At 45.5% G+C, this 12,347-nt stretch carries 11 protein-coding genes; 9 read left to right on the top strand and 2 right to left on the bottom strand.

Features of this window, described 5'->3' with window-relative positions; all coding sequences use genetic code 11:
- Positions 1–37 precede the first annotated feature (37 nt).
- The gene (locus ACRC6Q_RS13895) at positions 38–367 is read left to right on the top strand and encodes an ArsR/SmtB family transcription factor (RefSeq protein WP_298832577.1); all 330 of its coding nucleotides are present in this window, start codon (positions 38–40) and stop codon (positions 365–367) included.
- Positions 368–381: 14 nt separating this feature from the next.
- Positions 382–1,677 carry an arsenic transporter gene (locus tag ACRC6Q_RS13890; RefSeq protein WP_431466841.1) on the top strand — a complete coding sequence of 432 codons (1,296 nt, stop codon included), beginning with the start codon at positions 382–384 and terminating at the stop codon, positions 1,675–1,677.
- A gap of 73 nt (positions 1,678–1,750) precedes the next feature.
- On the opposite strand, the gene ACRC6Q_RS13885 is transcribed toward ACRC6Q_RS13890, so the two are convergent.
- Positions 1,751–2,560 (bottom strand): GNAT family N-acetyltransferase, encoded by an 810-nt coding sequence (locus ACRC6Q_RS13885; protein ID WP_223637025.1) that lies wholly within the window; start codon positions 2,558–2,560, stop codon positions 1,751–1,753.
- Between the two features lie 209 nt (positions 2,561–2,769).
- Between ACRC6Q_RS13885 and ACRC6Q_RS13880 the strand changes: the two genes are divergently transcribed.
- From ACRC6Q_RS13880 to ACRC6Q_RS13865, 4 genes are all read left to right on the top strand, one after another.
- Entirely contained in the window at positions 2,770–3,696 is a 927-nt protein-coding gene (locus ACRC6Q_RS13880; protein ID WP_223637021.1) for a manganese-dependent inorganic pyrophosphatase, read from the top strand.
- A gap of 334 nt (positions 3,697–4,030) precedes the next feature.
- Positions 4,031–4,741, top strand: a complete 711-nt coding sequence (locus tag ACRC6Q_RS13875) for a DsbA family oxidoreductase (RefSeq protein WP_223637018.1) — start codon at positions 4,031–4,033, stop codon at positions 4,739–4,741.
- A gap of 108 nt (positions 4,742–4,849) precedes the next feature.
- Positions 4,850–5,488, top strand: coding sequence for an FMN-dependent NADH-azoreductase (locus tag ACRC6Q_RS13870; protein WP_223637015.1), 639 nt, complete (start codon positions 4,850–4,852; stop codon positions 5,486–5,488).
- A gap of 252 nt (positions 5,489–5,740) precedes the next feature.
- Positions 5,741–7,294: an FAD-dependent oxidoreductase gene (locus ACRC6Q_RS13865; protein WP_431466840.1), complete on the top strand. Its 1,554-nt coding sequence runs from the start codon at positions 5,741–5,743 to the stop codon at positions 7,292–7,294.
- A 406-nt stretch (positions 7,295–7,700) separates the two neighbouring features.
- Here the strand turns inward: ACRC6Q_RS13865 and ACRC6Q_RS13860 are convergent, their stop codons facing one another.
- Positions 7,701–8,222 (bottom strand): YceI family protein, encoded by a 522-nt coding sequence (locus tag ACRC6Q_RS13860; protein WP_223637012.1) that lies wholly within the window; start codon positions 8,220–8,222, stop codon positions 7,701–7,703.
- A 202-nt stretch (positions 8,223–8,424) separates the two neighbouring features.
- Here ACRC6Q_RS13860 and murB point away from each other — a divergent pair, with 202 nt between their 5' ends.
- From murB to ACRC6Q_RS13845, 3 genes are all read left to right on the top strand, one after another.
- A complete protein-coding gene (gene murB / locus ACRC6Q_RS13855; RefSeq protein ID WP_298832562.1) occupies positions 8,425–9,342 on the top strand; it encodes a UDP-N-acetylmuramate dehydrogenase in 918 nt (305 codons plus the stop codon).
- A 134-nt stretch (positions 9,343–9,476) separates the two neighbouring features.
- Positions 9,477–11,843, top strand: coding sequence for a penicillin acylase family protein (locus ACRC6Q_RS13850; protein ID WP_431466839.1), 2,367 nt, complete (start codon positions 9,477–9,479; stop codon positions 11,841–11,843).
- 223 nt (positions 11,844–12,066) lie between these two features.
- Positions 12,067–12,255 (top strand): hypothetical protein, encoded by a 189-nt coding sequence (locus tag ACRC6Q_RS13845; protein WP_431466838.1) that lies wholly within the window; start codon positions 12,067–12,069, stop codon positions 12,253–12,255.
- Positions 12,256–12,347: the final 92 nt, after the last annotated feature.

Below are 12,347 nucleotides of genomic sequence, written 5' to 3'. Positions count from 1 at the left end.
ATATAATGGGTGAAGTGCTGTAAAAGAAGGTGAAGATATGGAATATGATCAAATGGAGACGTATTTAAAAGCAATTGGTGATCAGAAAAGATTGCTGATTTTAAAATTCCTGGCCAAAGAGGCTTTATGCATCTGTGAATTCACAGATCTTCTGGAAATGACGCAGCCGGCCATCAGCCAGCATATGCGCAAATTGAAACATGCTGGACTGGTTTGGGAAGAAAAGCGCGGACGTTGGACGATTTGGTCCTTGAACACGCAGCATATGCAGTACTCGGTGTTGATTCATTTATTGGATCTATTGCCGGAACCTCGCCGCTCAATTGGCCGCTTGATTGCGGAAGGGAAAAAAGTGAATTGTGAATAGGGAGTTGGATGAACGTGGATGTATTTTTAGCGAGTTTTATTTTTATCGTCACATTGATATTTGTTATTTGGCAGCCGAGAGGCTTGTCGATCGGCTGGTCCGCCATTGCGGGGGCAGTTGTTGCGTTGCTGTTTGGGGTTGTTGATTTCGGCGATGTCTGGGACGTGACCGGCATTGTCTGGAATGCGACATTGACATTTGTTGCATTGATCATCATTTCATTGATTTTGGATGAAATCGGCTTTTTCGAATGGGCCGCTTTACATATGGCGCGTTTTGCCAAAGGCAGTGGATTGCGGATGTTCTTCCTGGTCATCATGCTGGGGGCAGTCGTAGCGGCGTTGTTTGCGAATGACGGGGCGGCATTGATCTTGACGCCGATTGTTTTGGCGATGGTCCGGGCACTGAAATTCAAAGACGCAATGATTTTACCCTTTATCATGGCTTGTGGATTTATCGCTGATACGGCGTCACTGCCTTTTGTAGTCAGCAACCTGGTCAATATTGTCTCTGCAGATTTCTTCGGCATCGGCTTTACCGAATACGCAATCCGCATGGCTGTACCGAACTTGTTCAGCATCGCGGCAAGTATGCTGGTATTGTACCTGTATTTCCGGAAAGATATTCCGAAACATTTTGATGACAGTGTCTTGAAAACGCCGGCATCGGCAATAAAAGATATCAAGATTTTTCGTTTGTCGTGGGCAGTACTGGTGATTTTGCTGATTGGTTATTTCAGCAGCGAAGCATTGAATATTCCAGTTTCCTTTATCGCTGGATCGGTCGCCATCATCTTCCTGGCGATTGCACGAAGAAGTAAATCAGTTGAAACAATGACTGTTTTAAGAGGGGCGCCTTGGGCCATCGTCTTTTTCTCCATCGGCATGTATGTCGTGGTGTATGGTTTGAGAAATGTGGGGCTGACATCGGTGCTGGCAACAGCAATTGAATGGACAGCAAGCCATGGTTTATATTCAGCCACCATTGGAATGGGCTTCATCGCAGCAATTCTGTCGTCTGTTATGAACAATATGCCGACTGTCATGATTGATGCCTTGGCTATCGCGGAAACCGAGACAACTGGAGTTGTGAGGGAGGCGTTAATCTACGCCAATGTGATTGGGTCAGATTTAGGGCCGAAAATCACGCCGATCGGTTCACTGGCGACTTTATTGTGGCTGCACGTACTGAAGGTGAAAGGCGTAGAAATTACATGGGGTTATTATTTCAAAATCGGTATCATCCTGACGGTTCCGACTTTGTTCATCACCTTGACCGGCTTGTACTTATGGCTGACAATTTTAAATTAAATCGACAAAAAAGGAGCATGCCAGTGGTATGCTCCTTTTTTGTCTGGGTTATGAAAATGTGTGATGCGCTTTTCTAATCCAGAAACTTGGCCAAGTAAATTTCGTTATGGGGTTCGTCGTTAATCATCATGGACTTTTGTCGGATGCCTTCAGATTCGAACCCGGCCTTTTCATATAATTTGCGGGCAGGTTCATTTTCTTCGACGACCGTCAATTCCAGTCGGGTGATGCCCTTTTCCTTGGACCATTCCTCTGCTTTTTGGAGCAGGGATTTTGCGATTCCTTTGCCTTGTGCATCCTTTTGGAGACCGAGGTCAATCGAGGCACGGTGAGCGGCCCGTTTGGCTGCATTGCCCATAATCATCAAATAACCGACATGCTGGCCATTGAGGATGGCGATGATGATGGTCGAATGGCCACTTTGTTTCCATTCGATGATTTGCTTTCGGACTTTCTGTGTGGATTGGGTCCGTTCATCTTTAGCGTATAGCATAAAGTCAGATTCGGATTCCACTGTTTTCTGTAAAGCGGCCAGGGAGCGTGCGTCCCCATGCTCTGCAGTTCGGATCAATAAAATGTCCTGGTCTTCGTCATCGTTAGCCGAACCTTTTCCATTTGAAAGATCCGCTCTCTCGAAGACAACAAAGCGATCTGGTTCAACATCGCTGACGAAATAACCGGCATCCACCCACGCGTGAAAATGTTTGGCCGGCGCTTTTGTCTTTTTCCACCAACTTTTGTTTAAGTAGGCAGCATTAGGCAAATTCTGTCCCATGATTTGTTCAATTTCGGAAAATGTTAACTTTATTGAAGAATTCGTCGCTCCGGAGAAATAATCAGCCAGAGGAATGTATTTCTTTTCCAGTAAAATAGTCACAGACATCTCTTCCTTCCACCTAACTTTGAATTAGTTAGTCATATTATACCATTCGCATATGCTAAAGTACACAATGAATTTTAAAAATACTGATAATTCTATAAACTTACCCATCTTTAGTTTTATTTATTTGGTTCTTGGAGTTTGGTTTTTTCAATTGGGGTACTTGTGATAGAATAAGCACAGAAACTAAGTTATCCAGGAGGCTATCATTCATGTCAAATGTTTTAGTATTGGGTCACAAAAATCCGGACACCGATTCAATTTGTTCGGCCATTTCATATGCCTATTTAAAAAATGAAATGGGCATGGTTGCTGAACCGATCCGCTTAGGTGAAGTGAACAACGAAACCATATTCGCTTTGGAGACTTTCAAATTCGACCAGCCAAGATTGGTGACGCATGTTGCCAAAGAAGCCGAACAAGTGATTCTGGTGGATCACAACGAACGCCAGCAAAGTGCTGAAGACATCAACGAGGTCCAAGTGATTGAAGTGGTGGACCATCACCGTATCGCCAACTTTGAAACGACCGATCCGTTATACTTCCGTGCGGAACCGGTTGGGTGCACGACGACCATCATCTTAAAGCTGTTTAAAGAAAACGGCATAGAAGTACCACCGAACATTGCAGGTTTGATGCTTTCTGCTATTATTTCGGATTCTCTTCTTTTCAAATCACCGACCTGCACAGACCAAGATGTGAAAGCTGCTGCTGAATTGGCGGAAATCGCGGATGTGGATGCGCAAAGCTATGGCCTTGATCTATTGAAAGCTGGAGCCGATTTGAGCAATAAAACATTGGAAGACCTGATTTCATTGGATTCGAAAGAGTTCGAAGCAGGCGAGCACCGATTTGAAGTTGCGCAAGTCAATGCGATCGATGTAGAGGAAGTCATGATTCGCCAAAAAGAACTTGAAGTATTGATGGCTGATACCATCTCTGCTAAAAAACTCGATCTTTTCGTATTTGCTGTTACCGATATCCTCAACAATAATTCAGTCGCCATCGTTCTTGGCCAAAGAGCCGGCATCATCGAAAGCGCCTTTAAATCAAGCGTAGTTGATAACCGTGTCCTGTTGCCGGGCGTCGTATCACGCAAAAAGCAGATTGTACCAGTCATTACAGAAGCATTAAGCTGATTCCCTCTTGGGAGTCAGTTTTTTTGTGTCCAGCTTCGGCCCCTTGAATCTCGGGGTCTTAAGTCATTCCGTCTATGCGACAAAAAGCGCCGCTTCGACGATCGGCCTTAAGCCCGTCGATTCAGGACAGGCGCCTGCGCTTTTCTTGTTGTCCAGTTGCAAGTGCCTAGCTCTTCGGGTCATAAGTCAACCCAGCGGCGTGGCAAAAAGCGCCACACTGCTGGTCTGTCTTATGCCCGGCATAGCTACACGGGCGCCTCCGCTTTTCCTTCTACAGGCAAAAAAATTGAGCGCTGTTGTTTTCGTTGCTATAGTTAATGGCGAGGTGGATAATATGAAAATTGAAGTTTGGTCAGATTATGTGTGCCCATTCTGTTATATAGGCAAGCGAACTTTGGAACAGGCATTGGTTCAATCAGGTTTTGAAAGCCAGGCGGAGATTTCGTTTAAGGCCTATCAACTGGATCCGAATACGCCCATTGATTCTACTGTCCCGACGTATGAAAGTTTAGCGAAGAAATTGGGGCAAACAGTGGAACAGGCGAAAGAGATGACTAAGGGAGTGGCGCAGCATGCCCGCTCGGTTGGTTTGGAATATGATTTCGATAACATGGTGGAAGCCAATACCTTGGCTGCTCATCGTTTGGTGAAATGGGCTGAAACTAAAAACAAGGATGCAGAACTGACTGAACAGCTTATGCACCAGTATTTTGTAGAAGCGAAAAATGTTGGCAGTCATGATATTTTATTGACCATTGCAGAAGCGGTCGGTTTGCCTCGCGATGAAGCGAAGCAAGTATTGGAATCGGATCAATTTATGGCACAGGTCCAGGTTGATATCGCTGAAGCCGGCCAAATTGGTGTACAAGGTGTACCGTTTTTTGTAGTCAACCGCAAATATGCGCTTTCCGGTGCACAGCCGTTGGATGCATTTGTGGAAGCATTGGAGCAGATTGCTGAAGAAGAAGGCATCCGCCCAAAGCTTAAGCCGATGGGGAAGAAGAAAACCAGTTATTGCACAGGGGATTCCTGTGACGGAGTATAAGTCCGAGGCAGAGTAATTGACTTATACTCTGCCTTTTCTTATGATAAGAAAGTGCTTTTAATTTGAGATAAATAATTTTAATATAATTGAAGAAGGAGTTTTAACCTAATGACTAACGTTTTAGTAGTAAAAGCAAATAACCGCCCTGCATCTGAAGGGGTTTCAAGCAAGATGTACGAAGTATTCATGGATTCAATCGGCATGGGTACAGAGCTTAACGTCAACACTTTCGATGTATTCAAAGAAGATATGCCGTATTTCGGCCAGGATTTCTTTGATGCTATGCAAAAATCAGCGCAGGCTGAAGAAATGACTGAGTTGGAACAACGCATTTTGACTGCTGCCAACAAAGCTATGGATGCATTTATGGATGCTGACGTTGTTGTATTCGCCTTCCCATTATGGAATAAAACAATTCCTGCACCGTTACAGACGTTCATCGATTACGTTTACCGTGCAGGCGTTACGTTCAAATATACAGCTGAAGGCCCAGTCGGTCTTGTTCCTGAGAAAAAAGTCATCATCTTGAACGCGCGCGGCGGAGTTTACTCAACACCTGAAATGGCTCCTGCTGAAATGAGCGTCAACTATATCCGGTTGATCATGGACTTCTTCGGTATTACTGATATTGAAGAAGTTATCATCGAAGGACATAATATGTACCCTGATCGCGCTGAAGAAATCATTGCTGATGGCATGAAACGCGTCGAGCAATCTGCAAATTCATTAGTAAAAGTATACGCATAAGTTTCTCACAGAGGACTGCCCCTTAAAGGGCGGTCCTTTTTTTGCTTTAAAAGGCGTTTCGACAGAAAATGTGCCGGATTGGAAAGTAAACTACCTGGATTGGACAGTATTTCTGGGATTTGGACAGTATTTCAGCCATTTTGGACTGTATGTCCAAATAACTGGAAAATTTCGCTGGTAATCCATTATATTGATTAGGATTTTTCTATGGGGGTAGACATTTACTAAAAGCTTTCTATGAGGAGGAACGGCATGGTGCAAAGTGATAACGTGAGTCGGGTTCCAGAAGTGCAGAAGTCATATTGGAGAGAATACAAAGATATTCCAAGTTATCCCGCTTTACAGGCAAATGAGTCGACAGATATTGCGGTTGTTGGTGGAGGGATGGTTGGGATCATCAGTGCCTACCTATTGGCCAAAGCCGGAAAAAAAGTAACCTTGATTGATGCCGGAAAATTAGTGGATGGGGTGACAGGCTATACGACTGCCAAAATTACGGCGCAACACGGGTTGTTTTATTATCCGCTGGTCAAGCTTGTGGGAGAAGAGCAGGCGAAGCTGTATTACCAGGCGAATATGGATGGCTTAAAGTTCATTGAAGAAACTGCCGAAGAGCTTGGCATCGATTGTGACTTTTCGCATCATAATGCATTTGTCTATGCGAATACTGTGGTAGGGGCGAAGTTGGTGGAAAAAGAGGCGGAGACCTATCAGCAACTGGGCATTGACGGCGAGTTGGCGAAAGATGAAGTCGAATTGCCGTTCCAGGTGAAAGAAGCGGTGGTCATGCGCAACCAGGCGCAGTTTCATCCGGTGAAATTCCTGGCAGGGCTGGTAAAGGAGATTGAGCGATTGGGCGGTACGATTTATGAAAAAACCCGTGCGATGAAAATCCTCAGTAAAAATGATCCGGTTATCCAAACTGAAAATCTTTCGCATTTATCGTGCAATAAAGTCATTGTGGCGACGCATTATCCATTCAATGATTTTGACGGGATGTACTTTTCCCGTCTCTCTGTCACCCGTTCGTATATCATTGCGGCCAAAGTGAACAGCAAGATTCCGAATGATATGTACATCAGTGGGGATATGCCTTCCCGTTCCTTGCGCTATGCAACAGATGAAAACGGAGAAAAGCTGCTGCTGATCGGCGGCGATGACCATCCGACGGGCAAGAGTTCGAAAGAAACAATGGAACATTACCATAATCTTGAGAAATTCGGAGACGAGCATTTCGGTATTCAGGAAATTCCGTATCGCTGGTCTGCACAGGACATGACAACGCTCGATCAAATCCCTTACATCGGGACCATCACTGCAGGATATGACAATATCCTGGTGGCTACCGGTTTCCATAAATGGGGAATGTCGAATGGGGCATTAGCCGGAATGATGCTGACAGATCAGATTTTGGGCAAGGAAAATCGTTATGCCCCAGTCTTCAGTCCGACCCGTTCGAAAATGAAGGCGGTGGATGCCGCAAGTTTTGCGAAAGACAACGCATCGGTTGCCAAGGAATTGGTCAAAGGAAAACTGAAAAGGGCTTCCAAAACAGTCGATGATCTTGGCAAAGACGAAGGTTCATTGGTCAAAGTCGGCAAGAAGAAAGCTGGCGGTTATCGCGATGAATATGGACAGGTGCATCTGGTCGATACGACCTGCACCCACATGGGATGCGAAGTTAACTGGAATGACGCAGAGCGTTCCTGGGACTGTCCATGCCACGGTTCCCGTTTCTCCCATACCGGAGAAGTGTTGAATGGTCCGGCTGTTAAACCGTTGAAGAAGATAGAACAGGAATTTTGAAATGCGGAAGCTGCCGTTTAGATTTGACGGGCATAAGACGCTCCGGCGAAGCGGTGTTTCCTCAACCGCATAGCTGGAGTGACTTATGAGCCTAGAATCTGGCAGCTGAAGCTGGACAATAAGAAAAGTAGAAGTGCCTGTTCAGCTCTGACAGGTGTAAGATGAGCTGGCGAAGCGGCATGTTTTCAGCCGCACAGCCGGATCGGCTTACATCCCGAAGAGCTAGGCACTGAACTAGACACCTGGAGCGACTTATGACCCTAGAATCTGGCAGCTGGAGCTGGACAATAAAGGCGCAGAAATTAAGCTTTCATAATACTGAAAAAAGCAGTGCGAGGATTTTCCCTCGCACTGCTTTTTTGAATTTCTTGTTGGCTGATAGTACAGCCATTTCCACTTTTCTTGATTAAGCTGGGTTGCCTTCTAATTCCAAAGTGATTTTGATGTCTTCGCCGACCATTACGCCGCCTGTTTCAAGTGCCTGGTTCCATGTAAGGCCGAAATCTTTACGGTTTACTTTGCCTTCTACATTGAATGCAACGACTTCAACGCCCCATGGGTTTGTTGCTTTGCCGCCGTACTCCACTTCAAACGTAGTAGGACGGGTAACGCCTTTCATCGTCAGGTCGCCAGTCAATTCGTACTCGTCGCCTTTTTTAACGATATCATTCGCTTTGAATGTGATGTATGGGAATTGCTCAGCGTCAAAGAAATCAGCAGAGCGAAGGTGATTGTCGCGGTCTGTGTTATTCGTATTGATGCTTGCTACGTCGATTTTGAAGTCGATCAATGCGCCTTGCAGATCTTCTTCATTTGCTTCAACGGTTGCTTCGTATGATGAGAAAGAGCCTTTTACTTTTGAAATCATCATGTGTTTTACTGAGAATCCGACTTCCGAGTGTGCTGTGTCTACTGTCCATTTTTTCATGTTAAATTCCTCCTAGATATGTTGTTCTGCACCTAATATAACAAGATGAAATCTCGATGTCAATAGTTATTAATTAATAATTCTCGAATTCGAGATAATAATTTATTGGACTTTTGTACCGAAGAACGTTATATTGCTTGTCAAATCGGGATGAAAATCGGATACTAGTAGAAGTTAAAAGTTTAGAAGGGATTTGCTTTGAATGACGAAAGAACAATGGCTGACGGATTTGCGCGGTTTTTTAACCGATGATCACGTCAAAATGGATGAACCGCTACACCTTCATACATTAACTAAAATGGGTGGGCCAGCTGATATTTTTGTGACACCGACTACTGAAGATGAAACTGCATATACAGTTAAATACGCATATGAAAACAATATACCATTGCTGCTTCTTGGGAATGGGTCCAATATGGTCGTTCGTGACGGAGGATTCCGTGGAATCGTCCTAACTTTGAAGAGCTTGCAGGCGATTCAAATAGAAGGGACGAGAGTTTATGCGCAAGGCGGGGCGAACATCAAGAAAGTCTCGAAAACTGTTGCAGCGAAACAACTGACCGGATTTGAGTTCGCTTGTGGAATCCCAGGTTCCATCGGTGGAGCCATGGCGATGAATGCTGGCGCTTATGGCGGAGAAATTAAAGACATCATTATACAAGCGACAGTTCTTTCGAAAGAAGGAGAGAAACTGATTTTATCCAAAGAAGATTTGGAGCTCGGCTATCGCAAGAGCATCATCACCAAAAAAGGCTTCTACGTCTTGTCGGCAGAGTTTGAGTTGGAAGTCGGCAAACAAACAGTCATTGATGCGAAAATGAGTGAACTGACTTATCAGCGTGAAACGAAACAGCCTTTGGAATTTCCTTCTGCAGGAAGTGTCTTCAAACGTCCGCCTGGTAATTTCGCCGGTAAATTGATTCAGGACAGCGGTTTGCAGGGACGCGGATTTGGCGGAGCGGAAGTCTCCACTAAACACGCTGGATTTATCGTCAATAAAAACAATGCATCCGCGAATGATTATATCCAGACAATCGAGATGGTCAAAGCGGCGGTCCAGGAGAAGTTCGGAATTGATTTAGAGCTTGAAGTAAAGATTGTAGGAGAAGACCAAGTTTAATCAGAAAGATGTCCCAGCTCTGGGGCATCTTTTTTTATGCGGATGGAAGCGGCAGAGGGATTATTTTATTCTCAAAAAAGGGATTTATCCTTCGCCAGTCGAATAAACATCATTAGGAAAAAGGGGGCAAGACCATGAGGGGAAAAGTGAAAAATAAAAGGTGGTTGAAATGGCTTCTGGCTGTACTGGGTGTTCTTGTCACAGTTGCGGTTGCTGGATTGATTTTTGTAAACGTTTACATAGGGAAGTCCAAACCGCTCATTGAAGGAGAAGCGGCAGTTGCGATACTGGACAGCGATGTTACCGTCATCCGTGACGACATCGGGGTTCCGCATATACAGGCGGACACAGATGCCGACCTTTACCGGGCACAAGGATATGTACAGGCGCAGGATCGCATGTTCCAAATGGATTTATCCCGTAGGCAGGCCAGCGGGCAATTGGCGGAAGTGATTGGAGCGGATGCGCTCGATACCGATAAGTTTTTCCGGACCTTCAGTTTGCGGAATGCTGCTGAAAAATCGTGGGATGGCTATGACGCGGAAGCCAAGCAAGTTCTGGAATGGTACGCAGAAGGCGTCAATACCTATATGGAAGAAGCGAAAGAAAATGGCGGCCTCAGCTTCGAATTCGCTTTGCTCGGATACGAGCCTACCGAATGGACGCCTGTCGACTCTTTGACGATCGGAAAGTTTATGGCTTATGACCTTGGGGGGCATTGGAATACACTTGCCGTCCGCCACTGGGCATTAAATGAATTTCCTGAAGACAAGGCCCGTGAGCTGTTTATCGAATATCCGGAAACGGCGCCGGCGATTTTGGCGGCGAACAAAAAGCAGCCCGTCCAAGTGGCCGGTGAGTTTGATGCTTCTGTCATTCCGCCTGAATTTAATGGCAGCAACAACTGGGTGGTGGCAGGAGACAAAACGGCGAGCGGCAAACCACTGCTTGCGGACGATCCGCATCTCGGGCTCAGTACACCGTCCATCTGGTATCAGATGCATTTGGAATCCCCTGAACAAAATGTCAGCGGCGTCATTTTTGCCGGCATTCCAGGAATCATCCTCGGCCATAACGAAGAAATCGCGTGGGGCGTCACCAATGTGGGGCCAGACGTTCAGGATCTCTATATCGAAACCCCAAATCCGGAAGATCCGACACAATTCCGGTATGAAGGTGAATGGGAACAGGCAGAGGTAAGAGAAGAGCCGATCAAGGTCAAGGACGGAGAAACGGAAGACTTTGAAGTACTGGTGACGAGGCATGGCCCTGTCGTTTCGAACGTCTTATACGATGAAGAAGAGCCGGGAGCCGTGTTTTCGATGCAATGGACGGCTCTCGAGCCGACTTTAGAGCTGCAGGCAGTCCTGAATTTCAATAAAGCATCCAATTGGAAAGAATTCGAATTGGCGCTGGAGGACTTCCAGGCGCCTGCGCAGAACTTTGTCTTTGCCTCCACTGATGGAACCATCGCCTATAAAGCCAATGGCCGCATCCCAATCCGCAAATCCGGAGATGGCCAGCTGCCGGTTCCGGGAGATTCGGCGGAATATGGGTGGGAGGGCTATGTGCCTTTTGATGAATTGCCGCGGTCAGTCAATCCGGAAAGCGGGTTCATTGCCACTGCGAACAATGAAGTCATCGATGATTCCTATCCGTATCACATCACCGATTTCTGGGCGCAGCCATATCGCTACGAACGGATTGCCGAAGTTTTGGAGGCATCGGACGAGTTGACGGCACAGGATATGATGGACTTGCAGATGGATCAGAAGAATTTGTATGCAGCGGAATTTTTGGACGAAATGATTGCAGCTGTGCGCAGTGAAACTGACGAACATGATGAAGTGCTCACGATGCTGGAGAAGTGGGATCAGGTCGACAGCCAAGAACAGGCCGCACCTTTGGTATTCCATAAATGGATAAAACAATTGCCTGAGACGTTATTGGCAGAGGAATTTCCGGAGGATGTCTTTGACATGCTGTCAGGCAAGAACCACATTACCGATGAAATGATGCGGGGTGCTTTCGCTGGTGAAGAAGGTGTGTGGGTAACGGAATACGGTGGCGTGGAAAAATGGCTTGTGGATGCTCTCGAGGCAGCGGTCGCCGAAATTGATGATGAGCAAGGAAACGACCTGGCCGACTGGACATGGGGCGAACATCATCAATTGACCTTCCCGCATCCACTTGCAGGAGCGTCCCCGATCTTTGCCGAATTCTTGAACCCGGATCCTGTACCGATCGGAGGCTCCAATATTACAGTACAAGCAGCCGCGTCTACATCAGAAGGCAATGTGAATCACGGGGCATCCTGGCGGTTTGTGGCGGACCTCGCTGATTTATCGAGTGCCTATCACATTGTCGGCCCTGGTTTGAGCGGACATTTGAAATCGGATTACTTCCATAACCAAGTGGACGATTGGGCAGAAGGCGATTTCCACGAAACAGAAATTGAAGACGAAGTGGAAGGATCAACATTAACGCTGAAGGCTCAATAAGATAGATTCAAAAATTGTTTGTAAACGTCTATGTAAACTCGCGAACGTTCGTAAAGTGTTTTGATACTTTTACGAACGTTCTTTTTGTGTTTTTTAGTTGTTTTTTGAAGCGTTCGTAAATGTGTACTTTTACGAACGCTTTTTTAGCGAGAAATAATTTATCGGCTTCTATCTATAAAACTCAAGAATGGTAAAATAAGTATTATAGTGAAGAGACACAAAAATGAAAGTGAAGGTAAATAGTAGAATGACACATCCATATGAAAAATATGAAAATACAGAGCTATGGAAAAAAATAGATCAGGCACTAGATGAGTTAGTTGAAAATCAGGACATCGAAGAAATAACAAAGAGAGAATACATTGTCGGATATATCTGCAAGAAGCTCATAGAAAAGGAAGAACCAAAATAACATAGAATATCAAGGATTTGAATGTAACTTATGTGCAGTTAAGTTACATTCAAATTCAATCGAGAATTACAGCCCAAAATATGAAGCAGGAT

Source organism: Planococcus sp. SE5232, from assembly GCF_050686535.1.
Taxonomy (GTDB): Bacteria; Bacillota; Bacilli; order Bacillales_A; family Planococcaceae; genus Planococcus.
Note: the sequence above shows the minus strand (reverse complement) of the source record. Positions and strands in the feature narration are given on the sequence as shown.